This window comes from Micromonospora sp. CA-246542 (assembly GCF_050942905.1).
GTDB lineage: Bacteria > Actinomycetota > Actinomycetes > Mycobacteriales > Micromonosporaceae > Micromonospora.
This window is the reverse complement of the sequence record NZ_CP192040.1, coordinates 703174-718259: the sequence shown is the minus strand read 5'-3', so window position 1 is coordinate 718259 and position 15086 is coordinate 703174. Positions and strand designations below refer to the sequence as shown.

15 protein-coding genes are annotated in these 15086 nt (G+C 72.5%); 8 read left to right on the top strand and 7 right to left on the bottom strand.

The annotated features are described in order from the left end of the window. Nucleotides 1-2 precede the first annotated feature (2 nt). Both ACQP0N_RS03445 and ACQP0N_RS03440 read right to left on the bottom strand, forming a co-directional pair. A complete protein-coding gene (locus ACQP0N_RS03445; RefSeq protein WP_433117505.1) occupies nt 3-1478 on the bottom strand; it encodes a leucyl aminopeptidase family protein in 1476 nt (491 codons plus the stop codon). A gap of 145 nt (nt 1479-1623) precedes the next feature. Beyond that, the gene (locus tag ACQP0N_RS03440; protein ID WP_007455245.1) at nt 1624-1791 is read right to left on the bottom strand and encodes a DUF3117 domain-containing protein; all 168 of its coding nucleotides are present in this window, start codon (nt 1789-1791) and stop codon (nt 1624-1626) included. Between the two features lie 190 nt (nt 1792-1981). On the opposite strand from ACQP0N_RS03440, the gene ACQP0N_RS03435 reads away from it, so the two are divergent. The 4 genes from ACQP0N_RS03435 to ACQP0N_RS03420 are packed head-to-tail and all read left to right on the top strand — an operon-like array spanning nt 1982 to nt 6214. Then, nucleotides 1982-2800, top strand: a complete 819-nt coding sequence (locus ACQP0N_RS03435) for a PaaX family transcriptional regulator (protein ID WP_433117503.1) — start codon at nt 1982-1984, stop codon at nt 2798-2800. 4 nt (nt 2801-2804) lie between these two features. Further along, nucleotides 2805-3596 (top strand): enoyl-CoA hydratase-related protein, encoded by a 792-nt coding sequence (locus ACQP0N_RS03430; protein ID WP_433117501.1) that lies wholly within the window; start codon nt 2805-2807, stop codon nt 3594-3596. A 59-nt stretch (nt 3597-3655) separates the two neighbouring features. Continuing rightward, nucleotides 3656-4954: a DUF1800 domain-containing protein gene (locus ACQP0N_RS03425; protein WP_433117499.1), complete on the top strand. Its 1299-nt coding sequence runs from the start codon at nt 3656-3658 to the stop codon at nt 4952-4954. An 18-nt stretch (nt 4955-4972) separates the two neighbouring features. Continuing rightward, nucleotides 4973-6214 carry a DUF1501 domain-containing protein gene (locus ACQP0N_RS03420; RefSeq protein ID WP_433117498.1) on the top strand — a complete coding sequence of 414 codons (1242 nt, stop codon included), beginning with the start codon at nt 4973-4975 and terminating at the stop codon, nt 6212-6214. Nucleotides 6215-6376: 162 nt separating this feature from the next. On the opposite strand, the gene ACQP0N_RS03415 is transcribed toward ACQP0N_RS03420, so the two are convergent. The 4 genes from ACQP0N_RS03415 to ACQP0N_RS03400 are packed head-to-tail and all read right to left on the bottom strand — an operon-like array spanning nt 6377 to nt 8839. Beyond that, nucleotides 6377-7000, bottom strand: a complete 624-nt coding sequence (locus ACQP0N_RS03415; protein ID WP_355049033.1) for a hypothetical protein — start codon at nt 6998-7000, stop codon at nt 6377-6379. Nucleotides 7001-7025: 25 nt separating this feature from the next. Then, entirely contained in the window at nt 7026-7595 is a 570-nt protein-coding gene (locus ACQP0N_RS03410) for a DNA-3-methyladenine glycosylase I (RefSeq protein ID WP_433117496.1), read from the bottom strand. A 57-nt stretch (nt 7596-7652) separates the two neighbouring features. After that, nucleotides 7653-8150: an SRPBCC family protein gene (locus ACQP0N_RS03405; protein ID WP_355049035.1), complete on the bottom strand. Its 498-nt coding sequence runs from the start codon at nt 8148-8150 to the stop codon at nt 7653-7655. Next, the gene (locus ACQP0N_RS03400; RefSeq protein WP_433117494.1) at nt 8147-8839 is read right to left on the bottom strand and encodes a DivIVA domain-containing protein; all 693 of its coding nucleotides are present in this window, start codon (nt 8837-8839) and stop codon (nt 8147-8149) included. The genes ACQP0N_RS03405 and ACQP0N_RS03400 overlap by 4 nt, the downstream gene beginning before the upstream one ends. A 153-nt stretch (nt 8840-8992) precedes the next feature. Here ACQP0N_RS03400 and folP point away from each other — a divergent pair, with 153 nt between their 5' ends. Continuing rightward, nucleotides 8993-9862 (top strand): dihydropteroate synthase, encoded by an 870-nt coding sequence (gene folP, locus ACQP0N_RS03395; RefSeq protein WP_433117492.1) that lies wholly within the window; start codon nt 8993-8995, stop codon nt 9860-9862. A 142-nt stretch (nt 9863-10004) separates the two neighbouring features. On the opposite strand, the gene ndhC is transcribed toward folP, so the two are convergent. Continuing rightward, entirely contained in the window at nt 10005-10382 is a 378-nt protein-coding gene (gene ndhC / locus ACQP0N_RS03390) for an NADH-quinone oxidoreductase subunit A (RefSeq protein ID WP_355049038.1), read from the bottom strand. A gap of 128 nt (nt 10383-10510) precedes the next feature. Here ndhC and ACQP0N_RS03385 point away from each other — a divergent pair, with 128 nt between their 5' ends. The 3 genes from ACQP0N_RS03385 (at nt 10511) to ACQP0N_RS03375 (ending at nt 15049) form a co-directional block, all read left to right on the top strand. Beyond that, nucleotides 10511-11950, top strand: a complete 1440-nt coding sequence (locus ACQP0N_RS03385) for a hypothetical protein (RefSeq protein ID WP_433117490.1) — start codon at nt 10511-10513, stop codon at nt 11948-11950. A gap of 224 nt (nt 11951-12174) precedes the next feature. After that, nucleotides 12175-14022, top strand: a complete 1848-nt coding sequence (locus ACQP0N_RS03380; RefSeq protein ID WP_355049040.1) for a 2-oxoacid:acceptor oxidoreductase subunit alpha — start codon at nt 12175-12177, stop codon at nt 14020-14022. Next, nucleotides 14015-15049, top strand: a complete 1035-nt coding sequence (locus ACQP0N_RS03375) for a 2-oxoacid:ferredoxin oxidoreductase subunit beta (RefSeq protein ID WP_355049041.1) — start codon at nt 14015-14017, stop codon at nt 15047-15049. Before ACQP0N_RS03380 ends, ACQP0N_RS03375 begins: the two co-directional genes overlap by 8 nt. The last annotated feature ends 37 nt before the right edge of the window (nt 15050-15086 follow it).

The following is a 15086-nucleotide window of genomic DNA, read 5'->3' as shown; positions in this document are numbered from 1 at the left end:
CGTCAGTCGACGGCGGCCAGCCAGCGCAGCAGCGAGCGGACACCCCAGCCCGTCGCGCCCCGGCTCAACTCCGCGTGGTCGCCGTCCGCCCAGGACGGGGCGGACATGTCCAGGTGCAGCCAGCGGTCCCGCAGGTCGCCGGTGAACTCGCGGAGGTAGAGCGCCGCCGTGACCGATCCGGCGCCCTGGGTGGGCGCGCTGTAGAGGTCGGCGATCTCGCTGCCCAGGTACTCGACGTAGTCGCCGTGCAGCGGCATCCGCCAGGCCGCCTCGCCAGCCGCCTCGATCGCGTTCAGCACGTCGGCGGCCAGGTCGTCGTTCTCGCTGTAGAGGGCGGCGGTCCGCTTGCCCAGCGCAACGGCGTTGGCACCGGTGAGGGTGGCGAGGTCGACGAGCAGGTCGGGCTTGAGCTGCCGCACCGCGTAGGCGATCGCGTCGGCGAGGACCAGACGGCCCTCGGCGTCGGAGTTGGTGGTCTCGCTGGTCGTCCCGCCGTAGTGCCGGATGACGTCGCCCGGACGGAACGCCGAGCCGCTGACCATGTTCTCGGCGAGTGGGGCCAGGGTGGTGACGCGGACCGGCAGGCGCATCGCCGCCGCGCCGAGGGTGGCGGCGACGACCGCCGCCGCGCCGGCCATGTCCTTGCGCATCAGCTTCATGGCGGGCACCGGCTTGATCGAGATGCCGCCGGTGTCGAAGGTGATGCCCTTGCCGACCAGCACCACGTGGGTGCGCGCGTTCGCGGGATGCCAGTCCATCTCCAGCAGGCGCGGGCCGCTGGCCGAGCCGCCGCCCACGGCGAGGATCCCGCCGAAGCCCTCGGCGGTCAGCTCGGCCGGACCACGGACCGTCAGGCGCAGGTCCGGCAGGTCGGCGGAGGCGGCGGCCACCTGGTCGGCGAACCACTGCGGGGTCTTCACCGAGGAGGGGGTGTTGGTCAGGTCGCGCGCGAGACGGGTCATCGCGGCGGTGGTCCGCGCGGTGGCGACCGTGTCCTCGTGGGCCGCCGGGTCGGTGACCAGCAGGTCGACGCCGTCGAGTGCGGGCGGCTCGTCGGCGTCGGTCAGCCGGAACCGGTACGAGGCGAGCAGCAGGCCCTCGGTCAGCCCGCGCACGGCGGCCGCGGTCACACCGGCCGGCAGGGCGATAGTGATATGCGTCTCATCTGACACAGAGCGGGCCAGGGCCGCGCCGGCCGTCCGCCAGGAGGATTCCCCGCCGTCGCCGATACCCAGCAGCACCAGCCGACCGGGGTCGCGCCCGGGACGCAGCTGGGTGCTGATCTCGCCGGCCCGTCCGCTCAGTCGGGCCGCCGGCACCAGTGCGGCCGCCTCGTCGGCGGTATCGCCGGGCGGCGTCACCGCGGTCGGCGTCAGCTCCGCCGAGACGTCACCTCCCGCCGCAGCTTCGGCGGGGCGTACGGGCAGGACGAGGACGTCGAGCCGTTCGGGCTCGGCGAGCGGACGGATGGCGAGCACGCGGAACCGCACCTCCAGGAAGTTTCACAAGTGGATCGGGCCATGCCCGCGCACAGATATGAAGACCCTGAGCCACCGGCGTTCCCGGTGGCTCAGGGTCCAAGAAACGCTCCGACCGGCGTACGCCGTCCGGGTCGTCCCTCACTCAGCCGGCGGCTGCCTTCAACGCGTCACCGAGCGCGTTGGCCTCGTCGGGAGTCATCTCGACGACGAGCCGGCCACCGCCCTCCAGCGGGACACGCATGACGATGCCCCGACCCTCCTTGGTGACTTCCAGCGGACCGTCGCCCGTCCGCGGCTTCATCGCCGCCATGTTGTCTCCCCTCAGACCTACACCAGGGTCGGTGGGTTGCCCCACAGCCACTTCGTCACGACCACCCGCAACGCTCGCGGGGGTGTCGACAGACGATTTTCCCTGATGAACACCGCCGGACCCAAACCGGAGCAGCATTGATGTAACAGCATCTAGCTTATCTTGAGAAGGCCTGTCACAATGTGCGGTCATGCAGGCACGGTCGGCACTCTTCGACCTGTACGGCGACCATCTCCGACCGAGGGGTGGCCGCGCACCGGTCGCCGCCCTGGTCAAGCTACTGGCGCCGTTGGGAATCGCGCCGCCCGCCGTTCGCACCGCCGTGTCCCGGATGGTGCGTCAAGGCTGGCTCGACCCGCTCCGGCTGGCCTCCGGACCGGGATATTCGATCACACCAAAAGCCGCCCGACGACTCGACGAGGCGGCGGCCCGGATCTACCGGACCGGCCGGGTCACCTGGGACGGCCGGTTCGATCTGCTCGTCCTCGACGCGCCGGGCTCCCGGCGGGACCGGCAACGACTCGCCGCCACCCTCAGCTTCCTCGGCTACGGCACCCTCGACGAGCAGACGTGGGTCGCGACCCGCCCCGCCGAGGACGTCGACCTGCTGCTGGCCGAGGCCGGCATCCGGTTCGAACGGTTCACCGCATCGCACTTCTCCGGCACCCCGGGCGCGATGGGCGTCGTCCGTCGGGCGTGGGACCTGGCCGAGATCGGCCGCGCGTACGAGCGGTTCGTCGCCGACCAGCGCCCGCTCCTGAGCGCGGTCACCGTGCGCAGCAGCGACGAGGAGGCGTACGCCGTCCGGTTCCGGCTCGTGCACGCGTGGCGTACCTTCCTGTTCCGGGACCCGCAGCTGCCCCCGGCGCTGCTGCCCGAGCGCTGGCCCGGCACCGCCGCGGCCAGCTTCTTCGACCGGCACGCGGCCCGCCTGCGTCCAGCCGCCGACCGGTACGTCGAGCAGTGCCTCGACGCCGGCAACCGCATCGCTCGACAGAAGGGTCGTTAGACACGTGACCGAGCCGTTGCTCGTCGACCGGACCGACGCCGTCGTCACCCTCACGCTGAACCGGCCGCAGGCGATGAACGCGTTCGACGTCGCGCTGAAGGAGGCGCTGCGGGACACGCTGGCGGAGCTGGAGACCGACCGGTCCTGTCGGGCGGTCGTGCTGGCCGGGGCGGGCGGGTCCTTCAGCGCCGGGCAGGACCTGCGCGAGCACGTGTCGACCCTGGAGAACGGCTCGACCGACCCGCTGGGCACCGTCCGGGTGCACTACAACCCGATCGCCGCCCGGCTGGCCAACCTGCCCAAGCCGGTGGTGGCCGCCGTGCGCGGGATGGCCGCCGGGGCGGGCGCGTCGCTGGCCTTCCTGGCCGACATCCGCATCGGCGGGCCGAGCACCAGCTTCCTGATGGCCTTCGCCAAGGTCGGTCTGGCGGCCGACACCGGCGCCTCCTGGACCCTGCCCCGGCTGGTCGGCCACGCCAAGGCCGTCGAGCTGCTGATGTTGGCCGAACCGGTCCGCGCCGAGGAGGCCTGCCGGCTCGGGCTGCTCACCCGCCTGATGGACGACGACGAGCAGGTGCTGCCGGCAGCGCAGGAACTGGCCGCGCGACTCGCCGCCGGCCCCACCGTCGCGTACGGGGCGATCAAGCGGCAGCTCTCGATCGCCGACGCCGGCACCCTCGCCGACGCGCTCTCGGCCGAGGCCCAGGCCCAGGCGATCTGCGGCGCCACCGCCGACCACAAGGCGGCCACCCTCGCCTTCGTCGCCAAGCAGAAACCGGTCTTCGAGGGACACTGAACGCGATTCGCACCCCGCCCTTACCGTCCTCGTACGCGGGCCGCCTAGCGTCGGCTTCCATGAGCGATCGTGAAGCGGTGGCACACCTGCTGCGTCGGGCCACCTTCGGGCCGACCGCCGACGAGGTGGACGCGGCCGAGCGGGCCGGGCCGGCGGCGACCCTGGACAACCTGCTCGCCCCGGGGCGAGCCGACCGGGGCGCGGCGGCCACGCCACCGCCGGCCCTGCCCGCCGACCCGTACGCCGCGCTGACCAAGGAGTCCACCCGCGAGCAGCGGCAGAAGGCCAACGCCCAGCGCAAGGAGCAACTTGCGCAGGTCACCCTGTGGTGGCTGGACCGGATGGTCGCCGCCGAGGACGGGCTCACCGAGAAACTGCTCTTCTTCTGGCACGGACACTGGGCGACCAGCGCCCAGAAGGTCAAGTCGGCGCGGATGATGCAGGGCCAGTTGGAGACGCTGCGCCGGCACGGGCGCGGGCCGTTGGCCCCCCTGGTCGCCGCGATGGTGCGCGACCCGGCACTGATCGTCTGGCTGGACGGGCAGAAGAACACCCGTAAGGCACCCAACGAGAACCTGGCGCGCGAGCTGATGGAGCTGTTCACCCTCGGCATCGGCGGCTACACCGAGGCCGACGTGAAGGCCGGCGCGCGGGCGTTGACCGGCTGGACCGTCGACCGCCGTACCGGGGTGGCCCGCTTCGAGGCCAAACGACACGACCCCGGGGAGAAGACGATCCTCGGACAGAACGGCCGTTTCGACGCCGAGGCGTACGCCGGACTGCTGGCCGCCCAACCGGCGGCGGCGACGTTCGTGGCCCGGCGGCTCTGGTTCCGCTACGCGGGCGCCGACGTCCCGACGCCGGACGGCCTGGCCGGCGCGGACACCATCGCCACCCTGCGGGCGCTGTTCTCGTCACCGGCCTTCGCCCAGACCCGCGGCACGCTGGTGAAGCAGCCCGTGGAGTGGATGGTCGGCGCGCTGCGACAGCTCGGCATCCGCCCCAAGGAGCTGCCCGAGCAGCAGCGCAAGCAACTGCTGAGCGGGTTGAGCGCCCTGGACCAGGTGCCGCTGCGCCCGCCCAGCGTGGGTGGCTGGCCGGCCGGCCCCGCCTGGCTGACCACCTCGTCGCTACAGGGACGACTCCGGCTGGCCGGGATGCTCGCCGCCGCGGCCACCCCGGCCGTGCTGGACCGGCTGACCGCCGCGCCCACCGCCGGACGGGCGGACGCCCTGGCCCGGCTGCTGGTCGTCGACGGGTGGGGCGCCCGTACCCGGGCCGCCCTCACCCCGCTGGCCGGCGAACCTCGAAAACTACTGGCTGCCGGCCTGGTCAGCCCCGAGTACACCGTCAGCTGAGCGGAAGGAGTCGAGAAGATGGACACCCTGACCCGACGCAGGTTCCTGCTCACCAGCGGGGTGGTCGGCGCGGGCGCGTTGGCCGCCGGCGCGGGCGCGTACAGCCTGCGGGACCTGCTGGACACCGCCGGAGACCGCGACCCGCAGTCACAGACGCTGGTGCTGGTGACCCTCTACGGCGGCAACGACGGCCTGAACACCGTCATCCCGTACGGCGACCCGGCCTACCGGGCGGCCCGCCCCGAGCTGGCGTACCCCGACAACGAGGTGCGTCGCCTCGACGACGACTTCGCCCTCAACCCGGCGCTGGAGGGCCTGCACAAGCGCTGGTCGACCGGTGGACTCGCGATCGTGCGCGGAATCGGCTACCCGAAGCCGGACCGCAGCCACTTCCGGTCGATGGACATCTGGCACACCGCGCAACCGGACCGGCCCGGCACCACCGGCTGGCTCGGCCGCTGGCTCGACCGGGCGGGCGGCGACCCCCGACTGGCGGTCTCCTTCGAGCCGGCGCTGCCGCCGCTGCTCGCCGGGGAGCGCAGCGCGGGCGCAGCCGTCCCGGTGACCGACCGCAAGGCCACCAAGGGACTGTCGGCGGACACGCTGAAGGCCCTCTCCGCCGCCGAGGCGGGCGAGTCGCCGGCCCGCGCCCGGGCCGCCGCCTGCTTCGCGGACATGCGCTCGGTGGACGAGATGATCCGCGAGGTCCGCGACTCCGCCGACCCGGACACGACGGACGCGGACGGCGACCAGGCTCCGGCCACCGCCACCGGAGGGGCCGCTACGCCCCTGGACGCGCAACTCGACCTGGTCGCGCAGTGTGTGGAGGCCGGGGTGTCCACCCGGGCCTTCTCGGTCTCGCTCGGCGGCTTCGACACGCACGCCGACGAGAAGCAGTTGCAGGCCGTGCTGCTGGGTCAGCTCGACCGGGCGTTGACCAGGTTCGCCGACCGGATGAGCCGCACCGAGGCGGGCCGCAAGGTGGTGGTGGCCGTCTACTCCGAGTTCGGCCGCCGTGTCCGGGCCAACGCCTCCGACGGCACCGACCACGGCACCGCGTCCGACATGCTGCTGCTCGGCGCGGGAGTGCGCGGCGGCTGGCACGGGGACGCGCCCAGCCTCACCGACCTCGACGACGGGGACCTGAAGTACACGACGGACTTCCGGGACGTCTACGCCACGCTGCTGGAACGGGTGCTGGACACCGACCCGGGCCCGGTGCTCGCCGACTGGCGCGGACGCCTCGACAAGCTGTTCTAGGGTCCGTTTCATAAGGGCGGTCGAGCCGAGGCGGAGTCCGGGCGGCGATCCGGCAAGGCGCGGTGGCGTCCGGATACCGGTGTTGTATCCGGACGCCACCGTAACGCCGCCGGTCGTCGTGCGGGCCCGCCGCAGGCCGGCCAGTCCTTGTAAAACGGACCCTTAATCGTCCTCTTCCGGGTCCTGGTTGGCCTCCGCGCCGAGCACGAACGCCTGCATGGCCAGCTCGTCGCCGGACGGCGCGACGAAGGCGGGCAGCTCACGCGGCCCCAGCTCCTGCACGTACGACCAGAACAGGCGTACCGCCTCGGCGGGCGTGCCGGCCTCGATCGGCAGGTCCAGGCTGACCAGCCAGGTACGCCGTGCCGGGGGCGGTCCGAGCTGGTCGGCCAGCGCCCGGAAGGTCGCCGGATCCAGTGCGGTGACCGGCCCGTCGAGGGTGAGCAGGTCGGCCGGCACCGGCTCGTCGAAGGCCCGCCGGGTGTACGCCACCACGAGCGTCTCCGGCTCGACCGGGGACTGCGGGTCGTCCGGGTCCTCACGGTGCCGTTGTGTCGGCGCGGCGACCCGGCCCAGGGCCACCAGGCGTGGCGGCGCGTCGGCCAGCACCGCCACCCGGTCGCCGGGGCCCGGCCGCCCCGCGTCGGTCAGGCCGGTCAGCTTCAGCGAGTCGTGGTGCACGAGCCGCTCGGCCTCGTAACGCTCGGCGGGCAGCAGCACGGCCCAGGTGCCCGGCCCGTCGGCGTGGCCGGCCCCGTCGGCCCGGTACGCGGTCTCGGTCGTCATGCCTGCCATCCCATCACGCCGGCAGTCAGCGGGTGACGTGACAGCCGACGATGTGATCGTCGACCATCCCGGTGGCCTGCATGAGGGCGTACGCCGTGGTGGGGCCGACGAACCGGAAGCCGCGCTTCTTGAGTGCCTTGGCCATCGCCGTCGACTCGGCGGTGATCGGCGCCAGCTCGGCGAACGAGGCGGGACGGGCCGGCCGCCGCTCCGGCGCGAACGACCAGAGCAGCGCGGACAGCCCCTCGGGCAGTTCGAGGGCGGCGCGGGCGTTGGCGATCGCCGCCTCGATCTTGGCCCGGTTGCGGACGATGCCGGCGTCGGCGAGCAGCCGGGTCACGTCCGTGTCGTCGTAGCCGGCGACGGTGGGGATGTGGAACTCGTCGAAGGCCAGCCGGAAATTGGGCCGCTTGCGCAGGATGGTCAGCCACGACAGGCCGGACTGGAAGGCCTCCAGGGTCATCCGCTCGTAGAGCGCGTCATCGCCGTGCAGCGGCCGACCCCACTCGGTGTCGTGGTAGACGGCATAGTCGGGGGTGCTCGCCCCCCAGGCGCAGCGGGCCAGCCCGTCGGCGCCGATCACCAGGTCACTCACGTCGCACACGCTAGGCCATCGCACCGACAGCCCATGCTCAACCGGCCGACGACGCCGTCAGGGCAGGCGGCCCTGCTCGACCAGCCGCGCGAACCTCTTGAGCGCCTGGGTGAGGCCCAGCTTGGAACCGGGCCAGAGCACCGGCCACGCGAGCCGGCCGGCCGCGCCGCCGGGCAGGTGGAACCACTCGTGCCAGACGACCTGGGTACGGGCCTGCCCGAGTTCGGTGCAGCGCAGGACACCTGGGCCGCGCAGCACCTGGCCGTGGTGCACCACGCCGATCTCGTACGGCTCGTCCACCCGGACCACCAGCATCTCGTCGCGCAGCGTCGCCCGGCCGAGCGTGGTCACCGCCTCGATCCGGCTGCCCTCGCGCCCGTCGCCCTCGACGACCCGGACCCGGGTGAACGGGATCCAGTCGGACTGCCGTTCCCAGGCGAGCAGCGCGGCGAAGACCCGGGGTGCCGGCGCGTTGACGATGACCGTGGCGGTCACCTCGCCGGCGCCCGGTTGGGCCGCCTCCCGGAGAGCATCGGCGCCCTCCGGGCCGGTCACGCCGACTCCGACCGGACCACCGCGCCCTGCTGTCCGGCGCCCCGGGAGGCCCCGGTCGGTGCGTCGTCGGCGGGCGTACGGACGCTCGCGTCGTCGGCGGCCGGGGCGACACCGTCGGCATCCACAGCCGAAGAGGTGGCCGGGGCGACACCGTCGGCATCCGCAACCGAAGAGGTGGCCGGGGCGACACCGTCGGCATCCACAGCCGAAGACGTGGTCGGGGCGACGCCGTCGCCGTCCACGGCCTGGTCGGTCGCCGGTGCCACGCCGTCCGCGTCGGCGGCCGAGGAGGTGGCCGCGGGCTCCGCTGCCGTGGCGTCAGGCGCCGCACCGGCGGACTGCTCCCGCGCCCGGCGCAGCACGTCCGCGTCGTCGGTCCGGCCCTCGCGCAGCGCGATAACCTCCGCCTCCAACACGCCGATCAGTTCGGACTTGTAGCCGATGTCGTAGGCGGCGCGGCGCATCGCCTGGTCGACCTGGGCCATCCGGTAGCCACGCAGACCGGTGTCGAAGCGGACCGCGCCGACGTCGGATTCGCGCAGCGGCCGGGTGCCCGGCAGCGGTACGGCCTGCGAATCCGGTTCCGTCGGAGCGAGACCGGGATCGCGCCCGCCGACCAGCACCGTCACGCCGAAAACCACCGCCGCGACGGTCAACGCCACGACCAGGAGGAGCAGAAGCTGACCCATGCACTGATCGTGGCACGACAGCCCGCCGGTAGCGACCCCACCACCCCGATCAGCCATCGACGCCCACGCCCGCCCCGCGCGTGCCCGTACGGACCGGCTAGCGTCGGTGGCGGCCGGAGCAGCGGCGACGGCGCGCAGGAGGCGGGAGGCGGCATGGCCGGGGCACTTCGGCTTGGTTCGCGAACGTTCGCGCCGGGTGAGCTGGTGGTGATGGCCATCGTCAACCGCACGCCGGACTCGTTCTTCGACCGGGGCGCCACCTTTGCCGCGGACAGCGCGCTCCGGGCGGTCGAACGGGCAGTCGACGAGGGCGCCGAGATCATCGACATCGGCGGGGTCAAGGCCGGTCCGGGTACCGACGTGGACGTGACCGAGGAGATCCGACGCACGGTGGACACCATCGCCGCCGTACGGTCCGCGTTCCCGGAGGTGGTGATCTCCATCGACACCTGGCGCGCCGAGGTGGCGACGGAGGCCGTGGCGGCCGGCGCGGACCTGCTCAACGACACCTGGTCGGGCGTCGACCCGGCGCTCGCCCGGGTCGCGGCGAGCACCGGCGCCGGGCTGGTCTGCTCGCACGCCGGCGGCCTGACCCCCCGGACCAGGCCGCACCGCGCCGCCTTCGACGACGTGGTCGCCGACGTGGTCGCGACGGTGACCGGGCTCGCCGAGCGTGCGGTGGCGGAGGGGGTACGCCCCGACGGGATCCTCATCGACCCGGCGCACGACTTCGGCAAGAACACCCGCCACTCATTGGAGATCACCCGCCGGCTGGGCGAGCTGACCGTGACCGGCTGGCCGGTGCTCGTGGCGCTCTCCAACAAGGACTTCATCGGCGAGACGCTCGACCTTCCGGTGGGCGAGCGCCTGGAGGGCACGCTCGCCGCGACGGCGGTCTCCGCCTGGCTGGGCGCCCGCGTGTTCCGGGCCCACCAGGTCGGGCCGACCCGCCGAGTGCTGGACATGGTGGCCTCGATCCGGGGCGACCGCCCACCCAGAGCCACCAGAAGAGCCCTGGCCTAACCCCACCCCACCCCACCCCACCCCACCCGGCCGGCCCGGCCCCGCCCGACCCCCGTTGATCATGAAGTTATTGCCCTGCCGTGCGGCGTGTCGGGACAATAACTTCATGATCAACGCGGCCAGAGGGATCCGGGGTGGGGGGTTAGGTCCAGCGGAGGATGTTTCTGCGCCAGGCGTAGAGGATGCCGAGGGCGAGCACCGCCACGAAGAGCGCCATCTCCACCACCGTGACCAGGCCGAAGCCGGGTCGGTCGAAGACCACCGCCCACGGGAAGAGGAACACCGCCTCGACCGCGAACAGTACGTAGAGATACGCGTAGACGTAGTAGCGGATCTGCATCTGCGCCCAGTCCCCGCCGACCGGGTCGAGCCCGCACTCGTAGCTTGCCCGCTTGCCGAGCGGGTCGGCCGGGCGGGCGGGACGTAACACCCGGTTGGCCGAGAACGCCGTCACAAAGAACAGGACACTGACGAGCAGCAAGAGCCCGAGCGTCGCGTACGAGCCCAGGTAACCGGTCACGCCCGGAGCCTACCGCCCGCCCCGGAGGGACCGTCCCCAACACGTTACGGATTTGTTTCCAGGTGGGACTAGTGCACCGGGGCAACTATTAAGAGTATTGGACTCCCACCCCTGCAACCGGAGGACAGATGGCCCGCGTGAAGGTTTCGCCCGATCGCTGGGCCGCAGGGCGGCATCCCACCCCCCTACTGGCTACGTCGCTCGCGCTCGGGCTGCTCGCGGCGCTGGCCGTCGCACCGGCCCTCGCCAGCGCGGCGGCACCGCGCGCGCACCCGGTCACCGCCGTGACGGAGTCGGCGCCCGATCCCGACCCGGATCCGGAGACCACCCCGCCGCAGGAACCCATTCCGACCGAAGATCCGGGCGGCGATCCCGCGCCGACCGACCCGGCACCGCCGACCACCGCGCCCCCACCGGAGACCACACCACCGGCGCCCCCGCCGACCACCGCTCCTCCGCCGCCGGTCACCAGCGCTCCCGCCCCGGGCGGCGCCACCCGTCCGCCGACGGCCGGGCCGCCCGCACCCCCGGTCCCACCGGTCAACCCGCCCGCGCCGGGCGGCACGCAGGCGCCGCCGCCGAGCCCTCTCGGCGTGCAGGTGACCACCGAGGACGTCTCCCTCTCGGAGTCGTACTGGAACGCGCCCAGCACGACCACCACGCTGCGGGTCACCGTGACGAACACCGGCACCTCCGCGCAGCGGGTCCGGCTGTCGTACACCCTGCCGGCCGGTGTGAGTGACGCCGGCACGAACGGGTGCGTCGAGGAGGGCGGCGGCGCGTACCGCTGCGGGGCGTGGACGACCGAGGCGGGCACCCGGTTCAGCAGCCTGATCCGGTTGCGGATCGCCGGCGACGCCTGGGAGCGGATGCCACTCAGCGGCTCGGTACGGGTCGTCGCGGACGTGCCGGGAACACCCGGCGAGGTGGCTGACGACCAGGGCTTCGCGGTGCTGTTCCCGCCCGGTCCGCCGGTGCCCGGGATCTCACTGGCCGCCGACGAGGTCGCGTTCGACATCAGTGGCGCGCAGAGCACCCTCGCGGTGCGGCTGGGCAACACCGGCACGGTGGACGCCACCGGGCTGGTGGAGGTGGTCCTGCCGCCCGGGGTGAGCGCGCCCGCCCCACCGCCGGGTTGCGTGGCTCTCGACGCGTCCCGTACCCGCTGCGACGCGGGTCTGCTGTCCGCCGGCGAGACCCGTGAGCTGCGGCTACCGGTGGAGGCGACTCCACAGGCCCAGCGGGAGGCGCCGCTGTCCGGGGCCGTGGTCGGTCAACTCGACCCACGCAACGGCGCGACCCGGCGGTTGCAGATGAGTTTCCGGATCACCGCGGCGGCGGCGCTGGCCACGCCGGTCGTCTCGCCGCCCGCGCCGACCGGCTCCCAGGGCGTACTGCCGGCGGGCGCCACCACCGACGACAGCATGACCTCGGTCCAGCGCACCGCGGTCATCCTGGTCGCGGTCTCCGCGCTGCTGGTGGTGCTGGCCCTCGCGCTGGCCACCACCTCGCTGCGGCGCCGGCTCGGCGGACCGGTGAGCGAGCCCCCGACCCCGCCCACCGACTGATCGATCGACGACCCTGGCCGCCGCCGGCCGGGGTCGTCGTGGGCCGGCGGACGGTGATCTGAATTACGGCGGGCGGGGCGAAACCCCGCATTCCACAGCAATTTCGGCGTTGATCCGGTCTCAGTCGGCGGACCTCCGGGGAGGCCCGGGGGTCCGTTCGACGTAGGCTCTGGGTGGGGAACGACAGCGCTTGCGAGCCCGCAGTCGCGAACGAAGGTGGCACAGTGACCAAGCAGATCCGTCAACTCGACCGGGTGGTCATCCGGTTCGCCGGCGACTCCGGCGACGGCATGCAGTTGACCGGCGACCGGTTCACCTCGGAGACGGCGCAGCTCGGCAACGACATCTCCACCCTGCCGAACTTCCCCGCCGAGATCCGGGCCCCCGCCGGCACGCTGCCGGGCGTCTCGAGCTTCCAGGTGCACTTCGCCGACTACGACATCCTCACCCCGGGCGACGCGCCCAACGTGCTGGTGGCGATGAACCCGGCCGCCCTCAAGGCCAACCTGGCCGACCTGCCGCGCGGCGCGGACATCATCGTCAACACCGACGAGTTCACCAAGCGCAACCTGGCCAAGGTCGGCTACCAGAGCAGCCCACTCGACGACGACTCGTTGGCCGGCTACGTCGTCCACCCGGTGGCGCTGACGTCGATGACGGTCGGCGCGCTGGCCGAACACCAGGTGTCCAAGAAGGACGCCGAACGGTCCAAGAACATGTTCGCGCTCGGCCTGCTCTCGTGGATGTACTCCCGGCCGTACGAGTCGACCCTGCGCTTCCTGGAGGCCAAGTTCGCCAAGCGCCCGGAGTTGGTCGCCGCGAACGTCGCCGCCTTCAAGGCCGGCTGGAACTTCGGCGAGACCACCGAGGACTTCGCGGTCCGTTACGAGGTCAAGCCGGCGAAGATGCACCCGGGCACCTACCGCAACATCACCGGCAACGCGGCGCTGTCGCTGGGGCTGGTCGCCGCCGGGGTCCGCTCGGGCCTGCCGGTCTTCCTCGGCGCGTACCCGATCACGCCGGCGTCGGACATCCTGCATGAGCTGAGCAAGCACAAGCGGTTCGGCGTGCTGACCATGCAGGCCGAGGACGAGATCGCCGCGGTCGGCGCGGCGCTGGGCGCCTCCTACGGCGGGTCGCTCGGTGTGACCACCACGAGCGGCCCGGGTGTGGCGCTCAAGAGCGAGACGATCTCCCTCGCGGTGGCGCTGGAGCTGCCGTTGGTGATCGTGGACGTGCAGCGGGCCGGCCCGTCGACCGGCATGCCGACCAAGACCGAGCAGGCCGACCTGAACATGGCGCTGTACGGCCGGCACGGCGAGGCGCCCGTCGCGGTGATCGCGCCGAAGTCGCCGTCGGACTGCTTCTTCGCCGCGCTGGAGGCGGCCCGGATCGCGCTGACGTACCGCACGCCGGTGATCCTGCTGTCGGACAACTACGTGGCGAACGGCTCCGAGCCGTGGCTGCTGCCCGACGTGGAGTCGCTGCCCGACCTGCGCGTCGACTTCGCCACCGCGCCCAACGGCGAGGATGGCACCACCTTCCTGCCGTACCTGCGCGATCCGGAGACCCTGGCCCGTCCGTGGGCCATCCCCGGCACGCCGGGCCTGGAGCACCGGATCGGCGGGCTGGAGAAGGCCGACAAGACCGGCGACATCTCGTACGACCCGGCGAACCACGACTTCATGGTCCGCACCCGGGCCGCCCGTATCGAGACGATCCCGGTGCCGGACATCGAGGTGGAGGACCCGGACGGCGACGCCCGCGTGCTGGTGCTCGGCTGGGGTTCGACGTACGGGCCGATCGGCGCGGCCTGCCGTGGCGTCCGCCAGCGCGGCCTGTCCATCGCCCAGGCGCACCTGCGGCACCTGGCCCCGATGCCGGCGAACCTCGGTGAGGTGCTGCGCTCCTACGACAAGGTGGTCATCCCGGAGATGAACCTGGGCCAGCTCGCCCACGTCATCCGGGGCCGCTACCTGGTCGACGCGATCAGCTACAACCAGGTCCGCGGCCTGCCGTTCACGGCCGCCGAGCTGGAGACGACGCTGGAAGAGGTCCTGAAGAATGTCTGAGCCCGTCGCCCTCAAGCTCACCGCCAAGGACTTCAAGTCCGACCAGGAGGTGCGTTGGTGCCCCGGCTGCGGTGACTACGCCATCCTGGCGGCGATCCAGCAGTTCATGCCGGAGCTGAACATCCCCCGCGAGCGGACCGTGTTCGTCTCCGGGATCGGCTGTTCGTCGCGCTTCCCGTACTACATGAACACGTATGGGATGCACTCGATCCACGGCCGCGCGCCGGCGATCGCGACCGGTCTGTCGGTGTCTCGTCCGGACCTGTCGGTCTGGGTGGTCACCGGCGACGGTGACGCGCTGTCGATCGGCGGCAACCACCTGATCCACGCGCTGCGGCGCAACGTCAACCTCAAGATCTTGCTGTTCAACAACCGGATCTACGGGTTGACCAAGGGGCAGTACTCGCCCACGTCCGAGGTCGGCAAGATCACCAAGTCGACGCCGGCCGGCTCGGCGGACGCGCCGTTCAACCCGCTCTCGCTCGCTCTGGGTGCGGAGGCCAGCTTCGTCGGCCGCACGATCGACTCCGACCGCAAGCACCTCCAGTCGGTGCTGCGGGCCGCCGCCGAGCACCAGGGCTCGGCGTTCGTGGAGATCTACCAGAACTGCAACATCTTCAACGACGGGGCGTTCGAGCAGCTCAAGGACCCGTCCACCCGGGACGACTACCTGATCCGCCTGGAGCACGGCCAGCCGATCACCTTCGGCGCGGACGGTCGGTTCTGCGTGGTGCACCCGCCGGGCGCGTTCGGGCTGGAGGTCCGGGAGACCAACTCCGTACGCCCCGAGGAGATCGTCGTACACGACGCGACGGTGACCGATCCGGCGTACGCGTTCGCGCTGTCCCGGCTGCCCGGTCTGGACCTGCGGAACACGCCGATCGGCGTGTTCCGCTCGGTGGACCGGCCGTCCTACGACAGCGTGGTGCAGGAGCAGTTGGCGACGGCGAAGGCGAAGGTCACCGAGACGCCCGAGCAGCAGCTCGCGGGCCTGCTGGGCAGTGGCGACACCTGGACGATCCTCTGACCCGTCGGACCTGAAACGAGAGCGGCCGCCCGGATCC